The 25,022-nt window shown below is 55.1% G+C and carries 14 protein-coding genes; 11 read left to right on the forward strand and 3 right to left on the reverse strand.

All coding sequences use genetic code 11. The features are described from left to right. Positions 1-7: 7 nt before the first annotated feature. Positions 8-2,785 (reverse strand): flavocytochrome c, encoded by a 2,778-nt coding sequence (locus FA91_RS13815; protein ID WP_034916556.1) that lies wholly within the window; start codon positions 2,783-2,785, stop codon positions 8-10. Between the two features lie 579 nt (positions 2,786-3,364). Between FA91_RS13815 and FA91_RS13820 the strand changes: the two genes are divergently transcribed. Together FA91_RS13820 and fumA are read left to right on the forward strand one after the other, a co-directional pair. Continuing rightward, entirely contained in the window at positions 3,365-4,876 is a 1,512-nt protein-coding gene (locus FA91_RS13820; protein ID WP_034916558.1) for an anion permease, read from the forward strand. A gap of 131 nt (positions 4,877-5,007) precedes the next feature. After that, positions 5,008-6,654, forward strand: a complete 1,647-nt coding sequence (fumA, locus tag FA91_RS13825; protein ID WP_034916560.1) for a class I fumarate hydratase FumA — start codon at positions 5,008-5,010, stop codon at positions 6,652-6,654. Between the two features lie 261 nt (positions 6,655-6,915). Here fumA and FA91_RS13830 read toward each other — a convergent pair whose 3' ends face one another. After that, on the reverse strand, positions 6,916-7,497 hold the full coding sequence (locus FA91_RS13830) for an ABATE domain-containing protein (protein WP_034916562.1): 582 nt from the start codon (positions 7,495-7,497) through the stop codon (positions 6,916-6,918). A gap of 233 nt (positions 7,498-7,730) precedes the next feature. Here FA91_RS13830 and FA91_RS13835 point away from each other — a divergent pair, with 233 nt between their 5' ends. The 7 genes from FA91_RS13835 to FA91_RS13865 all read left to right on the forward strand — a co-directional run bounded on the left by FA91_RS13835 (position 7,731) and on the right by FA91_RS13865 (position 18,901). Then, positions 7,731-8,603, forward strand: a complete 873-nt coding sequence (locus tag FA91_RS13835) for an alpha/beta hydrolase (RefSeq protein ID WP_156103084.1) — start codon at positions 7,731-7,733, stop codon at positions 8,601-8,603. Between the two features lie 500 nt (positions 8,604-9,103). Beyond that, a complete protein-coding gene (locus FA91_RS13840) occupies positions 9,104-9,565 on the forward strand; it encodes a GNAT family N-acetyltransferase (protein WP_034916565.1) in 462 nt (153 codons plus the stop codon). Between the two features lie 453 nt (positions 9,566-10,018). Continuing rightward, the gene (locus FA91_RS13845; RefSeq protein WP_034916567.1) at positions 10,019-11,581 is read left to right on the forward strand and encodes an aspartate aminotransferase family protein; all 1,563 of its coding nucleotides are present in this window, start codon (positions 10,019-10,021) and stop codon (positions 11,579-11,581) included. Beyond that, on the forward strand, positions 11,574-12,866 hold the full coding sequence (locus FA91_RS13850; RefSeq protein WP_034916568.1) for a lysine N(6)-hydroxylase/L-ornithine N(5)-oxygenase family protein: 1,293 nt from the start codon (positions 11,574-11,576) through the stop codon (positions 12,864-12,866). The genes FA91_RS13845 and FA91_RS13850 overlap by 8 nt, the downstream gene beginning before the upstream one ends. A gap of 1 nt (position 12,867) precedes the next feature. Next, positions 12,868-15,222 carry a GNAT family N-acetyltransferase gene (locus tag FA91_RS13855; RefSeq protein ID WP_034916570.1) on the forward strand — a complete coding sequence of 785 codons (2,355 nt, stop codon included), beginning with the start codon at positions 12,868-12,870 and terminating at the stop codon, positions 15,220-15,222. Between the two features lie 94 nt (positions 15,223-15,316). Next, positions 15,317-16,552, forward strand: a complete 1,236-nt coding sequence (locus tag FA91_RS13860; protein WP_034916571.1) for an MFS transporter — start codon at positions 15,317-15,319, stop codon at positions 16,550-16,552. A 231-nt stretch (positions 16,553-16,783) separates the two neighbouring features. After that, on the forward strand, positions 16,784-18,901 hold the full coding sequence (locus tag FA91_RS13865) for a TonB-dependent siderophore receptor (RefSeq protein WP_034916572.1): 2,118 nt from the start codon (positions 16,784-16,786) through the stop codon (positions 18,899-18,901). Between the two features lie 137 nt (positions 18,902-19,038). On the opposite strand, the gene FA91_RS13870 is transcribed toward FA91_RS13865, so the two are convergent. After that, entirely contained in the window at positions 19,039-20,643 is a 1,605-nt protein-coding gene (locus tag FA91_RS13870) for an HrpF/NolX family T3SS translocon protein (RefSeq protein WP_231566774.1), read from the reverse strand. A 238-nt stretch (positions 20,644-20,881) separates the two neighbouring features. Between FA91_RS13870 and mutS the strand changes: the two genes are divergently transcribed. Further along, positions 20,882-23,437, forward strand: coding sequence for a DNA mismatch repair protein MutS (gene mutS / locus FA91_RS13875; protein WP_034916573.1), 2,556 nt, complete (start codon positions 20,882-20,884; stop codon positions 23,435-23,437). 229 nt (positions 23,438-23,666) lie between these two features. Beyond that, a complete protein-coding gene (locus FA91_RS20110; RefSeq protein WP_156103085.1) occupies positions 23,667-24,989 on the forward strand; it encodes a hypothetical protein in 1,323 nt (440 codons plus the stop codon). Positions 24,990-25,022 lie beyond the last annotated feature (33 nt).

Genomic DNA, 25,022 nt, shown 5'->3' on the forward strand with positions numbered 1-25,022 from the left:
CCGACGATTAGCGCCGTGCCAGGGCAGCAGCGTTGCGGCCTGCCAGAATACCAAAGATGATGATATCCGCCACCGCATTCCCGCCGATGCGGTTCGCGCCGTGGATGCCGCCAACCACTTCACCCGCTGCCCAGGCGCCGGTGATCACCTGTTTCTGCGCATCGAGAACCGCCGTATCGGTATTGATCGTGACACCGCCCATAGTATGGTGCACGCCGGGCGCAATGCGGATGGCGTAGAACGGGCCTTCGCTCAGCGGATGACGCAGCGCGGTTTTGCGGCCAAAGTCTTCATCATTCTGATAGCGCACGAAATGGTTGTAGCGATCCAGCGTAGCGGTCAGCGCCTGCTGATCCATATTCAGCTTCACCGCCAGCTCTTCCGGCGTTGGCGCAACCTGAACAAAGCCTTTTGCGATATACTCATCGGCTGCTTTGTTGGCGGCGCGAACCTGATCGTCAAACACCACCCAGGCGCTTTTTTCCGGTAGCGCGATGATTTCTGCCGAAACCTTATCGCGGGTTTCCATTTCATTAAAGAAGCGCTGACCGGCCTGGCTGACCAGAATCGCCCCGCCGCCGCGAATGGCTTCAGAAATCAGGTAAGAGGTGGTCTGTTCCACGGTCGGGTGAATCTGAATCTCTCCCATATCTACCGTGTCTGCGCCCAGTTTCTGCAACATCGCAATGCCGCTACCGGTTGCGCCTTTGTGGTTAGTGGTCACAAAACCGTCCAGTTCAGGGCGATATTTCACCACCATTTCACGGTTGGCGCTGAAGCCGCCGGTGGCAACAATCACGCTTTTCGCATTCAGAATGCGGCTGTCATTGTATTCGTCCACCACTCTGACACCGGTTACCGCGCCGTTTTCATACAGGATTTCGTCAACGGCGGTTTCCAACAGCACTTCAATGTTGCGCTTGTTGATATTTTTCACCAGCCCGCTGATCAGGAAGCCGCCGACCGCGGAGCGATCCGCCGGACGGTGGGTGCGGTCGATGCTCATGCCGCCGGTGATGGTGATGTCGTTCAGTTCGATATCATGACTTGCCAGCCACTCAATGGCTTCGGGCGCCAGTTCAACAAACTCCTTCAGCAGCACAGGATTGTTTTTAAATTTACCGCCCTTCAGCGTCTCTTCGTAGAACAGCTCTTTGCTGTCATTGATGCCTTTCAGCTTCTGGAAGCGCGTTTCGGCGGCGTTCATGCCCACCGAGGCCTTAATGGTGTTGCCGCCAATGGTTGGCATCTTCTCGATGATCACCACGCGCGCGCCTTCGTCACAGGCCTGAATCGCAGCGGCCAGACCGGCGCCGCCGCTGCCTACCACCACCACATCGTAATTTTGCGGCGCCATCGGGTTGCCGCCTTCGTCAATCACATGCTCTTTACTGGAGGTGGCCAGCGCGCGCGATACCGCTTTTTTCAGCGCCTCGCTCTGGGTGGTGGCGCCGGTGATGGCATCAACGTGCGGGCTGTTTGCCACCAGAATGCGCGTACGCAGGCTTTCAAAGGTGGTGGTAAAGTCCACGTCGAGCGTATCGTCTGGCACCAGCATGATATCGGTGATGCGGTCGGTATCCAGAGTAACGTTGATTTTCAGCTTCAGCGCTTCGGCTTCAACTTTTTCCTGATAGACGCCGGCTTTGTATTTACGTCCGGCGGTGCTCATATCGCGGATCATGGCGTCAACCAGCGAGAAACGCCACAGCGGTTCAGGGATGTTCAGCGCTTCGCGTTTGGTGCTGTCAATAAACAGGTCGAGATGATCGTTATTAATGATGCGATCGGCCCAGTCCGGGTAGGCAATGCAGGCTTTACCAACGGCGATCAGGTCGAAGCCTTTTTCCAGCCCCAGTTCCGCATCAGCCTTGTTCACCACGCCGCCAACGCCGATGACCGGCACTTTCGCCAGCGTCTCTGAACGCATGGCGCGATATTTCTCAATCAGCGGCGTCGGGTCGTCACGATCGACGATTGAAGAACGCAGCAGCTGACCCACGGAGAAGTGCACGTAGTCCAGCCCGCGCGCGGCAAGTTTTTCCAGCAGGTACATGGTGTCGTCGAAGCGGATGCCGGGAACTTCAATCTCTTCCGGCGAAAAGCGGTAACCAATAATAAAGGTATCATCAGCAAAGCGCTCCGCCATTTTATGGGTGATTTCGAGCACTTCCAGCGGGAAACGGGCGCGGTTATCGCGGCTGCCGCCCCATTTGTCGTCGCGCTGGTTAGAGTTAGGTGAATAAAACTGCTGGATCAGATAGGTGTTCGCGCCGTGGATCTCCACGCCGTCGAATCCGGCTTTGATCGCACGGTTTACCGCATCGCCGAATTTGGTGATCATCACGTCAACTTCTTCAGCGGTAAGAGCTTTCGGCGTGGTGGCGCCTTCGCGCGGCGCGGCAATAGCGCTTGGCGCAACCGGCGTTCTGCCGCCGATCAGCTGCGGCTCAACCATCCTGCCGCCGTGATAGATCTGCAAAATCGCTTTCGACCCTTCGGATTTAATCGCCTCAGCGATTTTCGCCAGTCCGGAAATTTTGTTATCGCTGTCGATGGCGATAGCGCCAGGAAAGGCCGGGCCCAGCGGATCGATGAAGCAGCATTCAACGATCACCGTACCGATACTGCCCGCGCGATCGCGATAGTATTCAACCAGTTCGCTGGTGACGGTACCGTCGTAAAAGCCTGTGCAGGTGGTCATAGGCGCCATCAGCAGTCGATTTTTCAATACGGCGCCGTTTGGCAACGTAAGGGGATTGAGAATTGGCGTGAGCGTATTCATAAGATTAACTCCAAATATTAAAAGCCGGAATTCTTTATCGGTTTCATCTGTTATTCGTTTTTATTTAAAACCGATGACATGGGGTTAATATAACGGTGTTTTTAGTTTCAAAACCTGCAACTTTAGTTAATTAACTAATTAACCCCTTAATTTGAATTAATACCCCTTATGGGATAAATTTTAGTTTACTAGCTGTTAAATTAATAACGTTTTTTAGTAACATTTTATTTACCTCGATTTTAACAGGTAATACCCATATGTTACAGCCATGCAAAAAACCTATGTCAATCGCACCGTTAGAGCACATTTCATCCCAAAATAAGACGCCAGCCTGCAACATTTTTAACGTAACGGTGCGCTTTTTTCTAAATTAAAATCCGCCGCTTTCGAGCTTGATTCAGATCAAAATTTGCTGCAAAGAAAGGCGCATTATGTAATCATTAATGAGTAGCAGATGATTTATCTCTTTTTTAATAAAGAATCATCTACAGTTTGCCGATAATGCGCCTAAATAGAATTAAACGAATACGCGTTATTCCGCTCATCGCCGAATTTTCTTAACTACAAAAGACCAAGACTATGAAACAAATATCAACACCCACCGCTCCCGGAAAAGCGCCAGATGCGCCGAAAGGGAAAAAGAATGCACTGATATTTATGTTGCTCCCGATAGTGGTATCCGTACTGCTGCTGTTGATCCCGGTTCCTGAAGGTCTGGAACCCTATGCCTGGCACTTTTTTGCTATCTTTGTCGGCGTCATCGTTGGCCTGATCTTCGAACCGCTGCCCGGCGCCGTGATCGGTCTGACCGGCGTGGTGGTCATTGCGCTCTTCAGCCAGTGGCTGCTGTTCAGCCCGGCAGAGATTGCCGATCCGAAGTTCAAAATGGCCGCACAGTCTTTTAAATGGGCGGTGAGCGGCTTCGGTAACTCGACCGTCTGGCTGATCTTCGGCGCCTTTATGTTCGCTGCGGGCTACGACAAAACGCAGTTTGGCCGCCGACTGGCGCTGGTTCTGGTGAAGTATCTTGGCCGCCGCAGCCTCACGCTGGGCTATGCCATCACCTTCGCCGATCTGCTGCTCGCACCGTTCACCCCGTCTAACACCGCGCGAAGCGGCGGCACCATCTACCCGATTATCGCCAACCTGCCGCCGCTGTATGGCTCAAAGCCCAACGATCCCAGCGCGCGCAAAATTGGCTCGTACCTGATGTGGGTCGCCATTACCGCAACCTGTATTACCAGTTCAATGTTCTTGTCCGCGCTGGCACCGAACCTGCTGGCGCTGGCGCTGGTGAAAAGCATCGTGGGCTTTGACATCTCCTGGGGAAGCTGGTTTATCGCCTTCCTGCCGCTGGGCGTGCTGCTGATCCTGACTATGCCGCTGCTGGCCTACTGGTTCTATCCGCCAGAAGTGAAAGTGAACGACGAAGTACCGCGTTGGGCGAGCAGTGAACTGGAGAAGCTGGGCCGCCTTTCACGTAACGAAATTCTGCTGCTGGTGTTTGTCTGCTGCGCGCTGCTGATGTGGATTTTTGCCACCGCCTGGATTGAACCGGCGATGGCTGCGCTGCTGGTGATTGTGCTGATGCTGTGGACCGGCGTGCTGAACTGGAACGACATTACCAGCAACAAACCGGCCTGGAACACTTTCGCCTGGTTTGCCACCCTGGTGGCGTTGGCAGATGGTCTGGCGCGCGTTGGCTTTATCGCCTGGCTGGGTAAAGAGGGCGGCTCGCTGCTGACCGGTATTCAGCCGAACGTGGCGGCGGTGATGCTGCTGGTGGCGTTCTTCCTGCTGCACTATCTGTTTGCCAGCACCACGGCGCACACCACCGCGCTGCTGCCTGCCATGCTGACCATTGCGGCTTCCATACCCGGCATCAACATGCCCGTTTTCTGCCTGATGATGTGTACGTCGCTGGGCGTGATGGGCATCATCACGCCGTACGGCACCGGCCCAAGCCCGATTTACTACGGCAGCGGCTATCTGCCTACCAAAGACTACTGGCGGCTGGGCACCATCTTCGGCGGCATCTTCCTGCTCGCCATGATGCTGATTGCCTATCCGTGGATGGTAATGATGTTCTGATCCCGCAGTGGAATGAACGGTAATACTCCTTCACCTGTCGGCCCTGAAGGGTCGGCAGGACAACAACAAAAATGTCGCCGTGATGTTGTCCGGCCAGAAGCGCGGGCAACCTGTCATTAAGTGAGAGCACAATGTCGAACAAGCCGTTTTACTATCAAAATCCCTTCCCGCTACACCATGATGATACCGAATACTACCTGCTGAGCAGCGAGCATGTTTCCATCGCTGATTTTGACGGCCAGGAGATCCTGAAAGTTGAACCTGAAGCGCTGACGCTGCTGGCGCAGCAGGCTTTCCACGATGCATCCTTTATGTTGCGCCCCGCGCATCAGCAGCAGGTTGCCGATATTCTCAGCGATGCAGACGCCAGCGAAAACGATAAATACGTTGCCCTACAGTTTTTAAGAAACTCAGAGATCGCCGCCAAAGGCATTTTGCCAACCTGCCAGGATACCGGCACGGCCATCATTATGGGCAAAAAAGGCCAGCGCGTCTGGACCGGCGGCGGTGATGAAGCGGCCCTTTCTCAGGGCGTGTACAACACCTTTACAGAAGACAACCTGCGCTATTCGCAGAATGCCGCGCTGGATATGTACAAAGAGGTCAACACCGGCACTAACCTGCCCGCGCAGATCGATCTCTACAGCGTGGACGGCGACGAGTACAAGTTCCTGTGCATCGCCAAAGGCGGCGGCTCAGCCAATAAAACCTACCTTTATCAGGAAACCAAGGCGCTGCTCAGCCCCGGTAAGTTGCAAAGTTACCTGGTGGAGAAAATGCGTTCGCTGGGTACGGCCGCTTGCCCGCCTTACCATATCGCCTTTGTGATTGGCGGAACCTCCGCCGAAAGCACGCTGAAAACCGTTAAGCTGGCCTCCACCCACTACTACGACACGCTGCCTACCGAAGGCAACGAGCACGGACAGGCATTCCGTGACGTTGCGCTGGAGCAGGAACTGCTGGCTGAAGCGCAAAATCTGGGGCTGGGCGCGCAGTTTGGCGGCAAATACTTTGCCCATGATATCCGTGTGATCCGCCTGCCGCGCCACGGCGCTTCCTGCCCGGTCGGCATGGGCGTTTCCTGCTCGGCGGATCGCAACATCAAAGCGAAAATCAACCGCAGCGGCATCTGGATTGAAAAGCTTGAGGCCAATCCGGGTCGTTACATTCCTGCCGAACTGCGCCAGCAGGGCGAAGGCAATGCGATACAGGTCAATCTGAATCGCCCGATGCCGGAGATCCTCGCACAGCTTTCGCAGTATCCGGTATCAACTCGTCTGTCGCTGAGCGGCACTATCATTGTGGGTCGCGACATTGCTCATGCCAAACTGAAAGAGCGCATCGATCGTGGTGAAGGGCTGCCGCAGTACGTGAAGGATCATCCGATTTACTACGCCGGACCGGCCAAAACGCCGGAAGGTTACGCGTCAGGATCGCTTGGCCCGACAACAGCAGGCCGCATGGACTCCTACGTTGATTTGCTACAGGCCAATGGCGGCAGCATGATCATGTTGGCGAAGGGCAACCGCAGCCGTCAGGTTACGGATGCCTGTCATAAACACGGTGGATTCTATCTGGGCAGCATTGGTGGCCCGGCAGCCGTGCTGGCGCAGCAGAGTATTAAAAGCCTTGAATGCGTGGAATACCCGGAACTGGGAATGGAAGCTATCTGGAAAATCGAAGTTGAAAACTTCCCGGCGTTCATTCTGGTGGACGACAAAGGCAACGACTTCTTTGAGAAGATCCAGCAGAACCAGTGCGCGAAGTGCGTGAAGTAACCCTTCTCCCCTCCCGTTAGCGGGAGGGGTTTTTCCTCTTTTTATCTCACGCCCGCATAGCGCAGTCCTGCCGTCACCCGCGCGGCGCGGCGTATCCGTCTGCTGCGACAGGCCGACCAGCCCATCTGCCAGGCAAACCAGCACACTGCCTTTAACAACGCCCCTGCTCAAACACGCGTGTCTGAAAAGCATAAACACACCCACCTTCACTGCCGCGCCTGGCACCTTAACGGTAAGAGTCTGAAAAGCAAATCGAAGACGCTATTTTTGCTGCTGCCGGAAGCGGCTGACCTTGGCACGATTTCCACACAGCGCCATGCTGCACCAGCGGCGGCGATGCGCTTTGGTTCGATCATAAAACCACAGCGTGCATTCCGGATGTTCACAACGCCGCACCAGTTCAAAACGATTTTCGGCCAGCAGCGAGGCGGCAAGTTCAGCAACGGGCGCTAACAATGCTTCCGGCGAAGGCGTGCTATAACGGCGCTCCGTATGCAGCTCGCCATCGTCATCAGCCACTAATTGTTGATAGCTGCGGGCCGAGGCCAGAAAGCCGTTCAGCGTTGCAACATCCACCGCTGCGCCGGTTTTTTTCTTTTCCACCCCCTCCCTGATCGTCTCCCGCAGCCGTCGCGCCTGATGCAAAAGTTCACCCGGTTCAAATTCTGCTCTGCCAGCCGACACCTTCAGCGCCCGCGCCAGCCAGGTCAGAACATCCTGATCCGATTGCCAGAAGTCATAAGGCTGTCCTTCAACCTGCGCAACCGTATTCAGGAAATCGAGCGCCGGGTGATCCGCCACCAGCAGCGGCCCGCCAGCCTGTACGTGTGAATGAGAAGTCATGTCGTCTCCTGCCTGATCTGTTAATACGAATTGTAACCGATAAAAATTAAATTAAACAGTTACAAAGTTGAAACAGATAACCTGCTGAAAAATGAAAGTTTTCACGCGCCGCACGGCGGTAAGCAGCTGGCGCCCAGTGTGTAACCCTTAAAAACATATTTGAAAGGTTACATAATTCAGTTAGGCTGTAACTGTTAAATAATAACTTTATCAGTTACCAAAAAGGCGAAATGATGACCATAAATACTCACTATCCGGTTCACTACCGCGCTGTTGAAGCCGACAACCTTCAGGTTTTCTATCGTGAAGCAGGCGAGCCAACTCATCCCACGCTGCTGCTGCTGCATGGCTTTGGCGCGTCATCTCACCAGTTCCGCGAACTTATCCCGTTGCTGGCCGACAAATTTCATCTGATCGCGCCCGATCTGCCGGGTTTTGGTTTTACCGACGTGCCGGCTGAGCGTGATTATCACTACAGCTTTGACGCGCTTGGCCAGACGCTGACGCATTTTGTCGATGCGCTGGCGCTGAAACATTACGCACTTTATGTTTTTGATTACGGCGCGCCTGCCGGTTTACGCCTCGCGCTCAATTATCCCGACCGCGTCACCGGGCTGATTTCGCAAAACGGTAATGCCTATCTGGAAGGTCTGGGCGAGGCATGGGAGCCCGTTCGCGCTTACTGGGCCGATCCCTCTGCGGAGAATCGCAGCGTCGTTAATGATGCAGTGCTGAATCTGGAAGGTATTCGCTGGCAGTATCTGCACGGCGTGAAAGAGGCGGAGCGCGTGGCGCCGGAAACCTGGCATCTCGCCACCCGGTTTGTTGAACAGGCAGACAACAGGGATATTCAGCTGGATCTGTTTCTCGATTATGCCAATAACCTGAAGCGCTACCCTGACTTTCAGGCTTTCTTCCGAGAAACACAGTTGCCCACGCTGGTTATCTGGGGCAAGCACGATCCCTTTTTCATACCGGCCGGCGCAGAGGCGTATAAACGGGATAATCCCAACGCCGTCGTTGAATTACTGGATACCGGACACTTTGCGCTGGAAACGCACGTGGCGCAGATAGCCACGCGCATCCGCGAGGTACTGGACAACTAAGAAGGATTAAGGGTCTTCAGGCCCGTGGCGTTTGGTTTTTTTGTTCGCCGCGGGCCTGAAGAGGTGAGCTTTAATGAAATGAATTTCCCTGGTGCTGGTGTTGAAAAAATTCCCCGGTGCTGACATGCAATAACAAATAAAGAACGCTTTTATCGTGTGCGATTTAATTAATATCGCTTTTGTTAAGATTGATTCTGGCAGCAATTTTATTAAATGAACAGCGCTTATCGATTGCCATTTCCTATCGACATAACGAAATAAATTGATTAAAGGAAAAAGAAATATACACATCTCTATGTTTATTAATATATTTCACTGAATGCATTAAATTAATCACTTTTCCCTCTCGTTGAGATAGTGTTTATCACGCTCTTTACCGCAATAAAGCTTCCCTTTTTTATTTCATAACGAAATCACTGGTCAGAGGTTTTTTCGATTACCCGTTTTTTTTATAATTTGATAAAACAGATACTGACTTTGCCATCGCTAACGAGGTTCCGATGTTCTTGATCAGAGAAGATGATTTGTCAGGTGAAGACGTTCGCGCTCTTCTGGCACTGCATCTTGAAGGCATGCAGGCCAGTTCACCGCCAGAAAACGTCTTCGCGCTCGATCTGTCTGGCCTGCAAGTGCCAGAAATCACCCTCTGGTCTGCGTGGCAAGGCAGCGACCTTGCCGCTCTGGGCGCATTGAAGATGCTGCCGGATGGCAATGGCGAGGTGAAATCAATGCGCACCCACCCGGATTTCATCCGCAGAGGGGCGGCTAACGCTATTCTTAACACGATTATTGCCTCCGCAAAGGCAAAGGGCGCCCGGCGACTGAGCCTGGAAACCGGCCACGGCGAATACTTTGAACCTGCACTTGCCCTCTATCGTCGGCAGGGTTTCAAAGACGGTGCGCCCTTCTCACATTATGAACCCAACCCGTTCAGCCAGTTCCTCCATCTTGAGCTGACTTAAGCTCCGCACGGCGCGCTTCGCAGGGCGCAAAAAATCTCCTGTCATCTACAGCCGCAAGAGGTTGTCAGGCATGCCCTTCAGCCTGCCCCGGCACCTCACCTTGCTATCAGAAAAGTCTCCCCCTCTCTGCACGTGCCGGCTCGGGCAATCTTCTTCTGAATTAAGCGTTAACAATACTTATAAGAAAAAGTTACAACAATCCTATTGAATGATAATGATTGCTATTTATAATAGCATTCTCACAACAAACACCCGAGAATATACGTAAAAACCACACTAAATGAGTATATTTTAACGTTATGCAGCTAATTACTCTCATTTAATGAGGGTTTAGCGTTTTTCCGCTGGGAACGGAAGTTAGAAAAATTTAACTGTCGATCTTTCGCCAGATGTTCACGCTGCCATTTTTCTGTGGCGGCAGGGCCGCTTACGTCTTCAATAAAGGAACAGGATATGGTCTTACGTTCGCAAATTCAGCCGGCGCCTCGCCTGCATCTTTCTCATCAGGCTACCAAAGCTGAAGATTATATTTTCAGCGACCGGCAGTTGTCGGCATGGACGCAGCAGACGCAGGAAGCGCTGGCGCTGATGACCCACACGCTGAAAAGCGTTGAGAAACCCTTCAGCGGCATTCTTCCCCACGAGCTTGCCAGCCAGTTTAGCGAAGTGGATCTCGACAGCCCGCTGGGCAGCAACGATGCGGCGCTGGAGGAGTTGAAAACGCTCTACCTTCGCGACGCGGTCTGGTTCCATCATCCTAAATATGTCGCGCACCTGAACTGCCCGGTCGTGCTGCCTTCCCTGTTGGCTGAGCAGATTATGGCTGCGGTGAACAGTTCGGTGGATACCTGGGATCAGAGCGCCGGCGGCACGCTCATTGAACAAAAGGTGATTGACTGGACGCTCCAACGGATTGGTCTGCCTGCTTCTGCCGATGGAATTTTCACCAGCGGCGGCACCCAGTCCAACCTGATGGCAATGCTGCTGGCGCGCGATAGCTGGTGCGCATCTCACCATCCGGGTCACCTGATTAAACACCAGGGGCTGCCGCCGGATGCCGCGAAATGGCGCGTCTTTACCTCAAAACTCAGCCACTTCAGCATTCAGAAATCGATGGCGATTCTTGGGCTGGGCTACGATGCAGTCATCGCGGTGGATCACGACGAGCATTACCGCATGGATGCATATCAGCTGGAGCAGGAGATCCAGCGCTGTTATCGCGAAGGGCTGATCCCGATTGCGGTCGTCGCCACCAGCGGCACCACCGATTTCGGCAGCATCGATCCGCTTGAAGCCATCTCGACGCTGTGTCGGCATTACGGCCTGTGGATGCACGTTGACGCCGCTTATGGCTGCGGTCTGCTGGTGTCGGAAAATCACCGTCAGCGCCTTTCCGGCATTGAACGCGCAGATTCGGTCACCGTGGATTACCACAAGTCGTTCTTTCAAACCGTCAGCTGCGGCGCATTTTTCGTCCGTGACAAGCAAAACCTGAAGCATGTGACTCACCATGCCGATTATCTCAACCCGCTCAGCGCACAGCAGGATGGGACGCCAAACCTGGTGAATAAAAGCATTCAAACCACGCGCCGTTTTGACGCGCTGAAAATGTGGCTGACGCTGCGCATCATGGGCCCGGCCGCGCTGGGTGAAGCGTTTGACAACATTCTCAGCCTGACGCAGACCGTTCATCAGATGTTAAGCGAACATCCGTCGATTGAGGTGCTCCATGCCCCCGAACTGACCACGCAGATTTTCCGTTACCTTCCCCGACAGGGCATGAACGAGGCACAGGTCGATGAGATCAACGCCAACATTCGCAAGGCGCTGTTCCGCTCCGGCAACGCCGTGATTGCCGGTACGAAAGTGGACGGTCGCCAGTATCTGAAATTTACCCTGCTGAATCCCACCACCACGGCTGCCGACGTTGAAGACGTCATCAGCCTGATTGTGCACTACGGCCGTGAACAGGTCCGGGCCGCTGCGCTGAACCAGCGAGAAATGCGTTATGAATAATACTCTCTATGATTTTATCGGCATTGGTATCGGCCCGTTCAATCTGGGCCTGGCCTGCCTGAGCGAACCGGTCGACGGGTTAAACGGCGTTTTCCTTGACCAGAATGCCGGCTTTGACTGGCATACGGGCATGATGCTGGAAAGCGCGCATTTGCAAACGCCCTTCATGGCGGATCTGGTAACGCTGGCCGATCCTACCAGCCCTTACAGTCTGCTTAACTACATGAAGGTGACCGGGAAAATATACTCTTTCTACATCCGTGAAAACTTTTTCCTGATGCGTAAAGAGTATAACCAGTACTGCCAGTGGGCCTGTTCACGGCTCAGCAATCTGCGCTGGAACACCCGGGTGGAGTACGTCAGCTACGACGCGGAGCTGGAATGCTATCGCGTCCGCGCGGTGGATACGATGAGCGGCAGGCAGCAAACATGGCTGGGAAAACGTCTGGTCCTTGGCACCGGCCCCAGCGCATGGATGCCCGCCTGTAGTCGTCCGCACCGCGAACACCTCACCCATTCCAGCCAGTACCTGGTCAATAAGGCGGAATTGCAGAAGAAACGCTCGATTACCGTGCTGGGAAGCGGCCAGAGCGCGGCCGAGATCTATTACGATCTGTTAGGCGATATCGATCGTTTCGGTTATCAGCTGAACTGGATAACGCGCGCGCCGCGCTTCTATCCGCTTGAGTACACCAAGTTGACGCTGGAGATGACCTCACCGGAGTGGATCGACTACTTTCACAGTCTGCCAGCGGCAAAACGCGATGAGCTTAATGCGCGTCATAAGAATCTCTATAAAGGGATTAACAGCACGCTGATCAATGACATCTATGACCTGATGTATGTGAAACAGCTTGACGGCGAACTCGACGTTAATCTGTTCACGCACGCCGAACTGACCGCTATGCGCTGGCTGCCGGAGGGCGAGTTTGAACTGTCGCTGCATCACCAGGAGCAGGATCGCGCCTTCACCCGCCGCAGTGAAGGCATCGTGATGGCGACGGGTTATCACTATTCTCCGCCGATGTTCCTGGAAGGGATTGCTCAGCGTCTGCGCTGGGATGAGAAAGGCCGTTACGATGTGCAGCGTAACTACAGCATCGATCACCACAATCAGATCTTCGTGCAGAACGCCGAACTGCACACGCACGGCTTCGTCACCCCGGATTTGGGTATGGCCTGCTACCGCAACGCCGTTTTACTCCGCGAGATGACCGGACGCGAGGTCTATCCTGTCGAACGCCAGATCGCCTTCCAAACCTTTCCCGCAAAATCGGAGCGTTAAGATGTCACCACTCCCCCTTTTCAGCACCTCACGGCCGGCGGGCCGGTTTACGCTCCGGCCCATGCGGGCGGACGACGCCTCGCTGATTCACAGCTGGGTTACCCGCGACTACGCCCGCTTCTGGGGCATGCAGAACGACAGCCTCGATCAGGTTACCGACTTTTATCAACGGCTGACCGCTGATAATCCCCACGCCGCGCTGATTGGCTGCTGCAACGATCGACCGGCTTTCCTGATGGAGTTTTATCGCGCCAGCGAGGATGAGATCGGTAAGTTTTATTCGGCCCGGCCGGATGATTACGGCATGCACATTCTGATTGCGCCCGCCAGCACGCCAGTGAAGCAGTTCAGCTGGCAGGTCTTCACCGTAGTGATGGACTACATGTTCAGCCTGCCTGAGGTGAAGCGCGTGGTGGTTGAACCGGACGTGCGCAATAACAAAATTCACCCGCTCAACAAGCGCGCTGGCTTTCGCTACCAGCACACCATTGATATGGGCCACAAAACCGCGTGGCTGGCCTTTTGCCAGCGCGACGATTATCAACACGCCTTGCTACAGGAATCTCTGACGATGAACCAGACAACGCCACTGCTTACCGGCACCCACCTCTCCGGTGACAACTGGGCGCAGGCGAACCGCCTGCTGATCCGCAAAGCCATTGCCGAATTCAGCCATGAAAAGATCCTCGCGCCAGCCGATTTAGGCGTGGGTCGCTATGCGCTGGCCGTGCCGGGCGGTGAAGCCGAATACCACTTCAGCGCCCGGCGACTGGCGCTGGATCACTGGGAAATTGACGCCGCTTCGCTCGGCAAACAGGAAAACGGTCGCGCCCTGCCGCTGGATGCGTTGCAGTTCATCGTCGAATTCAATGAGCAGGCAGGCATTTCACAGGCGCTGCTGGCGACCTACATGGAAGAGATCAGCAGCACGCTGTGCAGCAGCGTATTTAAGCTGCAAAAAGACAATCCGGACAGCCAGGCGCTGGTGAAAGCGGACTTCCAGACCGTCGAAGCCTCAATGACCGAGGGCCATCCATGCTTTGTTGCCAACAACGGTCGTATCGGCTTTGATGCACGCGACTATCTGGCTTTTGCACCGGAAGCAGCCGCACCAATCGCTCTGGTCTGGGTGGCGGTTCACCAGCGCAATGCGCACTTCTCCAGCCTCAGCGATCTTGAGTACGAACAACTTATGCGTGAGGAACTGGGCCAGTCCGCCGTTGACCAGTTCAATGAGCGGCTGGTCGAGAAAGGGCTTCAGCCGAAAGAGTACCTCCTGATGCCGGTTCACCCGTGGCAGTGGCAGAACAAGTTGTTAACCGTCTTCGCGGCGGACATTGCCAATAACGACATTGTTTACCTGGGCACCGGTGACGACCGCTACCAGGCCCAGCAGTCAATTCGCACCTTTTTCAACCGCAGCCAGCCTGAAAAGCGTTACGTAAAAACGGCGTTGTCGGTACTGAACATGGGCTTTATGCGCGGGCTGTCTCCGTATTATATGGCCACCACGCCAGCGATTAACGAATGGCTTGAGGATCTGGTCAAAAAGGATACCTGGCTACAGCGCTGCGGCTTCCGCATTCTGCGCGAGGTGGCGGCCATTGGCTATCATAACCGCTACTATGAAAAAGCCGTTAAGGGCGACTCCGCCTATAAAAAAATGTTTGCCGCGCTGTGGCGCGATAACCCGGTTTCCGACCTCAAACCCGGCCAGCGCCTGATGACTATGGCCTCTTTTCTTCACCTTGATCGGCATCAGAACGCGCTGCTGCCCGCCCTGATTGCTGATTCCGGTTTACCGGCGGAACAGTGGATAGCACGTTACCTCACCTGCTATCTCAGCCCGCTGCTGCACTGTTTTTATCAGTACGATCTGGTGTTCATGCCGCACGGCGAAAATCTGATCCTGTTGCTGGAAAACAACGTGCCGGTCAGCGCATATATGAAAGATATTGGTGAAGAAATTGCCGTGATGAATCCGGATGCCGAACTGCCAGAAAGAGTACAGCGTCTGGCGGTAGACGTGCCGGAAAACCTCAAGCTGCTGTCGATTTTCACCGACGTTTTCGACTGTATTTTCCGTTTTGTCGGGGCGATCCTCGATCAATCCGGCACGCTGCCTGAGGAGAAATTCTGGCAGGCCGTCGCCCATTGCGTGAAGGAATATCAGCAGGCGCATCCGCAGTTTGCCGGTAAGTTTTCCCGCTACGATCTCTTTACGCCTGAGTTCAGCCGCTCCTGCCTGAACCGCCTGCAACTGGCCAATAATCAGCAGATGATCAATCTGTCCGATCCGGCTGAAAACCTGAAATTTGCCGGCACATTAGCCAATCCCATTGCCGGATGGCGTTAAAATTTCAGTAATGCGCACGTGATATGCTGTATGTTGGCGCGGCCGCTTTTCCGGCCGCGTTTTTGATCGTTTCACCTTCGGAAAAGGATCCCCAATGGCTTTTTTTGTACCCGTGTCGACCCTGACGCGACGACACTTACTTTTTCCGCTGTCGCTGGTGCTGTTTGAATTCGCAACCTATATCGCACACGACATGATCCAGCCCGGCATGCTGTTGGTCACGCAGGAGTTTCACGTCGGCCCTGAATGGGTTTCTGCTTCACTGACGGCCTACCTGACCGGCGGCATCGTGTTGCAGTGGCTGCTCGGCCCGCTCTCCGACCGGTTTGGCCGTCGTCCGGTGATGCTCTCCGGCGTGGCGTTTTTTATGCTGAGCTGCCTGGCAACGCACTGGGTACAAAGCATCGAGCAGTTCGTTTTACTGCGCTTTCTTCAGGGGATAAGCCTGTGTTTTATTGGCGCGGTGGGCTACGCGGCCATTCAGGAAGCGTTCAATGAATCGCTCAGCGTAAAAATAATGGCGCTGATGGCTAACGTGGCGCTACTGGCGCCGCTGGCTGGCCCGCTTGCCGGGGCGGCCTTTCTGACCGTTGGCGACTGGCGCACCATGTTTTGGTTATTTGCCGCCGTCTCGGCGCTGGCCCTGCTGGGACTCTGGCGCGCCATGCCCGAAACGGCAGGAGACAGCACCAGCTCGCTCTCGCTCAGCTCGCTGGGTAAAGGCTACTACGCGCTGCTGAAAGATCGCCAGGTGATTAGCGGCTCGCTGGCGATTGGCCTGGTCACCATTCCCTGTCTCGCATGGGTTGCTTTATCACCGGTGATCCTGATCCGCGACGAGGGGCTGAGCCGCATGGACTATGCGCTGCTTCAGCTTCCCGTTTTTCTGGCGATGATCGCAGGCAACCTGACGCTGGGCCATCTCGCCAGCCGCCTTCCCGTTGAACAGCCGCTGCGGCTGGGCGCCTGGCCGATCATTATCGGGCTGGGCATCGCCGCTGTCGCCGCCACCATCAATGCGCACAGCTACCTGTGGCTGACCGCCGGGCTGAGCATTTATGGTTTTGGCACCGGACTGGTCACTGCCGGGCTTTATCGTCTGACGCTGTTTTCAAGCAGCGCCGGGAAAGGAAGCGTGGCGGCGATGTTGGGGATGATCAGCATTGTGGTCTTCGCGCTGGGTATTGAAGCAGCCAAAGCCGCCTACTTTAGCGCAGGCAGCGGCGGATTCAGTCTGGTGAATGCCGCCTGTGGTTTACTCTGGCTGTGGCTGGTGCGGGCGTTTCTGCGCGAAAGCCAGCGCCGCATGCATGAAAAAACAATCTTATAACCGCTTTACCGCATTCTGCCTTCCTCAGGGCAGAATGCGGTCGTCAAAAACGCGATAACCCTACACTTTCTGTATGAAAATCCAGCACATTCATCACTTGAAATACATTGTTATAAAGATAATAATTCTCATTGCTATTAACACTCTCGTTTGCATCGCATGCCCGGATGTCCAACTGTTCTCCCCTACGCACGGAGAACAACCAAACTGATTTTTGTGAAGGAACTGATAATGAGAATGCCTTTTACCCTGAAGCGTTCTGTTCTGCTTTGCGCTTTCGCGCTTTCCGCCCCCGCGCTGACCTTTGCGGCGGACACGCTGGTAGTGACCGCTCAACCCGCTGAAACCGCCACCACGCCGACGGAAGGCTATACGGCAAAAACCAGCCAGGGCGCTACCAAAACCGATCGCCCGCTGATCACCACCGGCCAGTCGGTTTCCGTGGTGACGCGTCAGCAGATGGAAGACCAGGGCGCGATGGATGTTAACCAGGCGTTGAACTATACCGCCGGCGCCTTCACAAACTTCGCCGGGGCGGCCACGCGTTACGATACGGTTTCGCTGCGCGGCTTTCACGGTGGCGATGTGGATAACATCTTCCTCGACGGCCTGCGCCTGATGAGCGATCCGGGCAGCTACAACGTCCTTCAGGTCGATCCGTGGTTTTTAGAACGTATCGATGTGATCAAAGGCCCCTCCTCCGCCCTGTACGGCCAGACGGTGCCCGGCGGGCTGGTCATGGAAACGTCGAAGCGGCCGCAGTTCGCTCCCGAAGGCCATTTCCGCCTTTCGACCGGCACCAACAGCACCAACAGCGCGGCCTTCGATTACACCAACGCCATTAACGATCGGTGGGCGTTCCGCCTGACCGGCATCACCCGCAACAGCGATACGCAATACGACCACACCCGCGAAGAAAAATATGCGATTTCCCCGTCTCTGCTCTGGCAGCCGGATGAAGACACGTCGCTGCTGATGCGCGCCTATTTGCAAAAAGATCCCTCCGGCGGCTATCACAGCGCGGTGCCAGGTGACGGCAGCATTACCGAACACAACGGCCGCAAACTGAGCAACGGTTTTTATGATGGCGACAGTTCACTGGATCAGTTCAAACGTAACGAACAAATCTACAGCGCTGAATTTTCGCATCGCTTTAACGACACCTGGGCGTTTCGTTCCAACGCCAGCTATTCGCACTCCAATGTCGATCTCGACCAGGTGTACCAGATTGGCTGGGATACCACCGATCCTGACCTGCTGAATCGCTACTACTCCGGCTCACGATCCTCGCTGGACGCCTTCGCTATTGATAATCAGTTAGAGGCCGATTTCGCCACCGGTGAAGTCGACCACAAAGTGGTGCTGGGCGCGGAATATCATCAGTATAAAAACGACCTGTATGATGCTTCCGGTTTTGCCAGCCAGCTGAATGCCGTTACCGGAGAAGCCGTCGGCGTGAATCCCGCTTACGCGTTCTCCGCCTCGCAGCGCCGCTACTATCAGACCGGGGTTTATTTACAGGATGAGATGATCTGGAATAAATGGCATCTGGATCTCTCTGGTCGTTACGATCGTATTGTTTCCCAGACTGAAAACTACGATGTGAACAGCAAGTACCGTCGTCAGGACGACCATATTGGCGGCCGCGCGGCGCTGCTTTATGCCTTCGATAACGGCATTTCGCCCTATGCCAGCTACAGCCAGGCCATTACGCCGCAGTCACTCTCCGGTCAGGACGGTAACCTGCTCAAGCCGACCACCTCAGAGCAGTATGAGGCAGGCGTGAAATATCAGCCGGTGGGCACCTCCGATCTCTATTCAGTGGCCGTGTACGATCTGACGCAAAAAGATGTCGGCAACCGCGTCGTGGTCGGTTCCTACTATGAACCGGCAGGAAAAGTGCATTCACAGGGCCTTGAACTGGAAGCGCATAACCAACTCACGCCGCGTCTCAGCACCATCGCCAGCTATACGCTGAACCGCGTACGCTTTAAGGATTCCGTTGATGGCAATGATGGCCATACGCCGTACGTCACGCCAAATTCTATGGCATCGGCATGGGCGAAATATCAGTTTGACTATGGCCTGAGCGTCGGCGCTGGCGTGCGCTACATTGGCAAGCAGTGGGCGGATAACGAAAACACCACGCGTCTGCCTTCAGCGACACTGTTTGATGCGTCCGTCCGCGCCGACCTGGGGGCGTGGAACAGCAGCCTGAAAGGCGCCTTCGTACAGGTTAACGCCAACAATCTGACCGATCGTGACTATGTGTCCGCCTGTTACGGAACCGGTTATTGCTATTGGGGCGCGGAGCGTACCATCGTGGCCACCGTCGGCTACGACTTCTGACAGACAAAGGCCCGCCAGCGGGCCTTTCCCCTTATTTTCCCGTCAGACTGTGCGACTCGAACCGGCTGCTATTTTTATCGGATAACACGTCCGTTTTAACCCGCCGCAGCATCACCGGCACGGCACACAAGGCTGCATCAGCCCTGCGCCCAGACGCGCGGCCCTTCTATCTCCTGATTGCCTGTTGCGGCTGTTTTGGCAGCATCGGCGGCCTGATGAGCGCCCTCTTTCACGCCCTCCTTCACCGCTTCCTTCGCGCCCTGTTTCACACCCTCTTTTACCGCCGCAGTGACGGCAGCGCGCCCTGCCGTTGCCGCCAGGCCAGCCGCGCCGGCGCCTGGTATCAGCATCGACAGGCCGGTCGCCACGTAACTCAGAATATCAAGCAGCTTGAAGATGCCGCCGCCCTTCTCTTTTTTCGCGTCGGGCTGCGTCTCCTGACCCGTAGCCATATCCTGCTGCGCGGTCAGCTCATCAATGGTTTTCGGTGCGCCAGAAAGCCGATCCGGCTCGGCCACCTGATTGCTGCCTTTGCGAATAAAGGCGTCCAGATCGCCCTTGCCGATATTTTTATCATTCGCCTTATTGAAGAAGTTACCGCCCGCCCCGTGTTTACCGTTGTCCAGCATTGAAAACAGCATCGAGTTTGGCTGGCTGAGCAGGTTGGCCGCATCGCGCACCTCCTGGCTGTTTTTCGGATCGTTGGCGATTTTAGTCAGTTTATCCTGCTTGATGCCGCCACCTTTAAAGAAGATGTCTTCATTATTTTTAAGGGTGTCGACAGCCTTGCTCTCCTGCGGCGAAAGCTTGACGTTATAAGCCGCAAGGTCGCACAGCCGATCGCGGGATACGCTGGCGTTAGCATCCTGTTTGCCGGTGAGCTGCTGCCACTGGTCAGGGTGCTGCGTGAAATATTTTGCGGCAGCAGCCACCTGCGGCGGACATTTGCCCATATCCTGCGAACCGTCGGCAATCTTCTGTAAATTCTCCAGGTTCATCTTTTTCGGCAGGCTTTCTGAGTAGAGATACAGTTCACGCATGGCGTCATTGGACGACATCTCACGAGGAGGCGAGCCCGGTTTTGCATCGGACGGCACATAATCGTGCGTGTAGGTTTCTGCTTTCGCGTCGGCATATTGCTTAACGGCCGGGTTATCCTGCCACTGCCGGATGTCTTTTGAACTGATTTTGCCATCGCTCTTACCGTTTTTGGCCGGATCGATCGCGGCGAACATCTCCGGATCGTTGAGCAGCGTATCCAGCGCCTCTTTTGCGTCCGATGGCGTGGAAGGATCGTCACGCAGCTTCTCCAACCCTTCGCGGTCGTGCGGTTTTTTCAGCAGATCTTCATGCCGCCCCAGCGTCGTCACCACCTGCTCGAACGGCATCTTACCGCTTTCACCCTGCGTCGCGCTGGCATCGCCTCCGGCATCGCTCTGCGGCAGCGCAGCGGGATCCGCCATCATTGCGCCTGCGTTGCCAGAAAGCAGTCCCAGCACCGATGACATAATCTGGCTCATCAGCGTGTCGAGTGACTGTTTTCCACCCTGATTTTGTGGCAGAACGTCGTTATTATTCGGTGAGTCCGTCGTCCCGGTGCCGCCCGTTATCTGGGATGAGGTAAAAGAGATGACGCTGTTTTTCCCGGCGGCAACCGACGAAGGCGGCTGGCCGACAGTTTGCTGTCCCTGCGCGCCTTTTGGCGTGGTGAAACTGGAGGGTGAAAAACCGGACAGGCGCATAACATTAGCTCCGCATAAAGAATCGTCTCGCTGTGTGGCATTTGCCGGACAAAAGTTCCGCGCAGTCCGCCCGGCTTTGTCAATCTTTGCGAGTCGCCTTCCGGTTTTACAGGTGTCGCTTCCCCCTGCGCTGCGATAGACTAGCCTGCGTCAGACCCGATGCCAGACGCTGGCTGACTGTATAAAAAAACAAACGCAGAGATTTTACTTCTTCTTCGATGGAACGGATAAAAACCGCATGAACGATACCAGTAAATTCGCCGCCCACACGCCGATGATGCAGCAGTACCTGCGTCTTAAAGCCGAACATCCTGACATCCTGCTGTTCTATCGTATGGGCGACTTCTACGAGCTGTTTTACGACGACGCCAAACGCGCCGCGCAGCTGATGGATATCTCGCTGACCAAACGCGGCGCGTCGGCGGGCGAACCGATACCGATGGCGGGCGTTCCCTATCATGCGGTGGAGAACTATCTGGCAAAGCTGGTGCAGCTGGGCGAATCGGTAGCCATCTGTGAGCAGATTGGCGATCCGGCGCTGAGCAAAGGCCCGGTCGAGCGTAAAGTCGTGCGTATCGTCACGCCGGGCACCATCAGCGATGAAGCCTTGTTGCAGGAGCGCCAGGACAATTTGCTGGCGGCTATCTGGCAGGGTGCAGACGGCTTTGGTTATGCCACGCTGGATATCAGCTCCGGTCGCTTCCGCCTCGCAGAGCCAGAGGACGCGGAGACGATGGCGGCGGAGCTTCAGCGCACCCATCCTGCCGAACTGCTTTACGCCGAAGATTTTGCGGCAATGACGCTGATTGAGCATCGGCGTGGGCTGCGGCGTCGTCCGGTGTGGGAATTTGAAGTTGATACCGCGCGTCAGCAGCTCACGATGCAATTCGGCACGCGCGACCTTAGCGGTTTTGGCGTCGAGCAGGCGCCACGCGCGCTGCGCGCTGCGGGCTGTCTGCTGCAATATGTGAAAGACACCCAGCGCACCACGCTGCCTCACATCCGCTCGCTGACGATGGAACGGCAGCAGGACGGCATCATTATGGATGCCGCCACGCGGCGAAATCTGGAGATCACCCAGAATCTGGCCGGCGGTATCGAAAACACCCTGGCGTCCGTGCTGGACAAAACCGTCACGCCGATGGGCAGCCGCATGCTCAAGCGCTGGCTGCACATGCCCATTCGCAACGTTGAGGTGCTGACCCACCGCCAGCAAAGCATTGCCGCACTTCAGGATCTTAATGCGGAGGTTTCGCCGCTTCTGCGTCAGGTTGGCGATCTGGAGCGTATTCTTGCCCGGCTGGCGCTGCGTACCGCCAGGCCACGCGATCTGGCCCGCATGCGCCACGCTTTTCAGCAACTACCGCAGCTTGATTCACTGCTGGCGGACTCCGCCACGCCGCATCTGCAAACGCTTCGCGCGCAGATGGGGCAGTTCGATGAACTGCGCGAACTGCTGGAGCGCGCCATCATTGAAACGCCGCCGGTGCTAGTACGCGACGGCGGCGTGATAGCGCCAGGCTACGATGCAGAACTTGATGAGTGGCGCGCGCTGGCGGACGGCGCAACGGACTATCTGGATCGTCTGGAGGTGCGTGAGCGCGAAAAACTGGGACTGGATACGCTCAAGGTCGGGTTTAACGGCGTACATGGTTATTACATTCAGGTCAGCCGCGGGCAGAGCCATCTGGTGCCGATACACTACGTACGTCGCCAGACGTTGAAAAACGCCGAGCGCTACATCATTCCCGAACTCAAAGAGTATGAAGACAAGGTCCTGACCTCCAAAGGGAAAGCGCTGGCGCTGGAGAAGGCGCTCTACGAGCAGCTGTTCGACCTGCTGCTGCCGCATCTTGAGGCATTGCAACTGAGCGCCGCCGCGCTGGCCGAACTGGATGTGCTGGCCAACCTCGCCGAGCGCGCGTGGACGTTAAACTACGCCTGTCCAACCTTTAGCGACAAGCCGGGCATTCGCCTTGGCGAGGCGCGACATCCGGTGGTTGAACAGGTGTTGAAAGAGCCCTTTATTGCTAACCCGCTTTCGCTTTCCCCGCAGCGACGTATGCTGGTGATCACCGGCCCCAATATGGGCGGTAAAAGCACCTACATGCGCCAGGCGGCATTGATTGTACTGATGGCTTACATCGGCAGCTTTGTTCCGGCGGCGGAGGCGGAAATCGGGCCGGTGGATCGTATCTTTACCCGCGTAGGTGCGGCGGACGATCTGGCTTCAGGGCGTTCAACCTTTATGGTGGAGATGACCGAAACGGCCAATATTCTGCATAATGCCACCGGGCACAGTCTGGTACTGATGGATGAAATCGGGCGCGGTACCTCGACCTATGACGGCCTGTCGCTTGCGTGGGCCTGCGCCGAAAGTCTGGCAAGCCGCATTAAAGCAATGACGCTGTTCGCCACGCACTACTTTGAGCTGACCACGCTGGCTGAGCAGATGGAGGGTGTGACCAATGTGCATCTCGACGCCATTGAACACGGTGACACCATTGCCTTTATGCACAGCGTGCAGGATGGCGCCGCCAGCAAGAGCTACGGACTGGCCGTGGCGGCGCTGGCAGGTGTGCCGAAAGAGGTGATCAAACGCGCGCGTCAAAAGCTTAAAGAGCTTGAAAAGATGTCCGTCAATGCGGCCACAACGCAGGTCGATGGCGCACAGCTTCCGCTGCTGGTTGAGGAAACCTCTCCGGCGGTTGAAGCGCTCGAGGCGCTCGATCCTGATTCACTCTCGCCGCGTCAGGCGCTGGAGTGGATATACCGGCTTAAAGCGCTGGTCTGACCGTCGCCCGCCTTAACGGCGGGCTTTTTATTAACGTTCATCCGGTTGATCTCCCACTCATATTCACTATTCCTTTCCCTGACATGGAACATTCCCCTCTCGCCTCCCACGAAATGACAGTGATGAAGCGTTCATACAGGTTGCATTGCTTGCTGCTCTCTCCTTAATGAGCCGGGCGGTGTCAGGCCGTTTTATCTCTGTTGTTTATCCTAAACTAGTGGAGAACGTCATGAATATGAGAGTCAGTACGGGTGCATCATTTAAAGATGCTGCAAACCTCAGCGATTTCAATTCGCTTACCACGTTGCAAGGCGGTAAGAAGAGCGAGTCGCCTCTACCAGGAAAATTCGGCCCATTTATGTATAGCGGCGGCAGTGAAAAACCGAACCTTCAATCATTCGCATCGGAATATGATTCGCTTATTGATAAGCTGATGAAACAGGGTCAGGAAGAGTTAAAAAGAATGAAAGAGGAGCTGTCACAGCCGTCCTCTGAAGGTGAACAAGCTCCGTCGCCTGCTGCCTTTAACGACAATACCAGCGCCAGTGGAACCCAGAATACGATGAAGCAGTTGCAGGCGCTGCTTGAGAGCATCACGAAATTTATTCAGCAAAGCCAGCAATCTTCCGGCACCAGTAATCCATCCAGCACCGGTAATTCATCCGAGGCGCAACTCAGTAGTGCGCTGTCACAGCTGAAAGAGATACTTTCAGCTGCTGGCGCATCAGCAACCTCCGGCACGACCGAAACGGCCGCCACCGGCACGGAAAACAGCGGCCCTGCCATGCCGAAAGATGAGAAAGACACCAGCGTGCCCCCTTCCAGCAGTACCCTGTTCAAGAACATGGATGGTGATAACCGCTCTGCCGATCAAATTATCAATGACAACCCGGTGTTGAAAAATCTGGGTAATCAAAAAGATATCAAACAGGATAAATTAAAGGAGCAGTTTGGCGACTGGACCTCTGCTAATCCGGATGAGAAAAGCCGCGCGCTGGCGGCCAAAAACATGTCCTACTTCCTCAACGGCGTAAAAGGACTGAGCAACCGTGAAGGCGGCGATCGCGGCGATATACATAATAACGGTAAGATTGAAGGGTTAACCAAAGACGGCGATGCGCGTCACGGTACGGAAGCCGCGATCGTGAAAGACGTTGCCGAGCAGGGGCTGGATAAGATGTTCCCAAAAGATGGCAAGCTTACCCAGACCAATGACAAAATGGTTAACCTGAACGGCACCAACAAAAGCGGTTTCCAGGGCGTTATGCTCACATTAGGTAAAATATTTGCATTCTTCCCACCGCTGAGCAATTTCATGACCGGTATGGGCAAATCAGAAAGCTCCAATTTTGGCGATATGCTTAAAGAAGGGTTTAAAGGCTACGGCAAAACGTTACTTGATGGACTCAAAGGTATTGTTGAGGGGCTGAAGCGTGGCAAAATCAATCCTATCCAACTGGCACTGAGCGCTTACAAAGGCGAAGTGACCAATACATACGTTGCAAATGACGTTAAATCAGATGTTAAAGATAAATTTAAAGAGATAGTTTAATCAAATCTTAAGCAAAAAAAAGCGGTGGCAAAT

Origin of the sequence: Erwinia sp. 9145 (assembly GCF_000745075.1) — a bacterium.
Classification (GTDB): Bacteria; Pseudomonadota; Gammaproteobacteria; order Enterobacterales; family Enterobacteriaceae; genus Erwinia; species Erwinia oleae.

Excerpts from the sequence above, each read along its gene's own strand:
- FA91_RS20110 (WP_156103085.1), top strand. The coding sequence starts at position 23,667 with ATGAATATGAGAGTCAGTACGGGTGCATCATTTAAAGATGCTGCAAAC.
- FA91_RS13860 (WP_034916571.1), top strand. The coding sequence starts at position 15,317 with ATGGCTTTTTTTGTACCCGTGTCGACCCTGACGCGACGACACTTACTT.
- FA91_RS13830 (WP_034916562.1), bottom strand. The coding sequence starts at position 7,497 with ATGACTTCTCATTCACACGTACAGGCTGGCGGGCCGCTGCTGGTGGCG.
- FA91_RS13870 (WP_231566774.1), bottom strand. The coding sequence starts at position 20,643 with ATGCGCCTGTCCGGTTTTTCACCCTCCAGTTTCACCACGCCAAAAGGC.
- FA91_RS13820 (WP_034916558.1), top strand. The coding sequence starts at position 3,365 with ATGAAACAAATATCAACACCCACCGCTCCCGGAAAAGCGCCAGATGCG.
- FA91_RS13845 (WP_034916567.1), top strand. The coding sequence starts at position 10,019 with ATGGTCTTACGTTCGCAAATTCAGCCGGCGCCTCGCCTGCATCTTTCT.
- mutS (WP_034916573.1), top strand. The coding sequence starts at position 20,882 with ATGAACGATACCAGTAAATTCGCCGCCCACACGCCGATGATGCAGCAG.
- FA91_RS13815 (WP_034916556.1), bottom strand. The coding sequence starts at position 2,785 with ATGAATACGCTCACGCCAATTCTCAATCCCCTTACGTTGCCAAACGGC.
- FA91_RS13850 (WP_034916568.1), top strand. The coding sequence starts at position 11,574 with ATGAATAATACTCTCTATGATTTTATCGGCATTGGTATCGGCCCGTTC.
- FA91_RS13855 (WP_034916570.1), top strand. The coding sequence starts at position 12,868 with ATGTCACCACTCCCCCTTTTCAGCACCTCACGGCCGGCGGGCCGGTTT.
- FA91_RS13840 (WP_034916565.1), top strand. The coding sequence starts at position 9,104 with ATGTTCTTGATCAGAGAAGATGATTTGTCAGGTGAAGACGTTCGCGCT.
- fumA (WP_034916560.1), top strand. The coding sequence starts at position 5,008 with ATGTCGAACAAGCCGTTTTACTATCAAAATCCCTTCCCGCTACACCAT.
- FA91_RS13865 (WP_034916572.1), top strand. The coding sequence starts at position 16,784 with ATGAGAATGCCTTTTACCCTGAAGCGTTCTGTTCTGCTTTGCGCTTTC.
- FA91_RS13835 (WP_156103084.1), top strand. The coding sequence starts at position 7,731 with ATGACCATAAATACTCACTATCCGGTTCACTACCGCGCTGTTGAAGCC.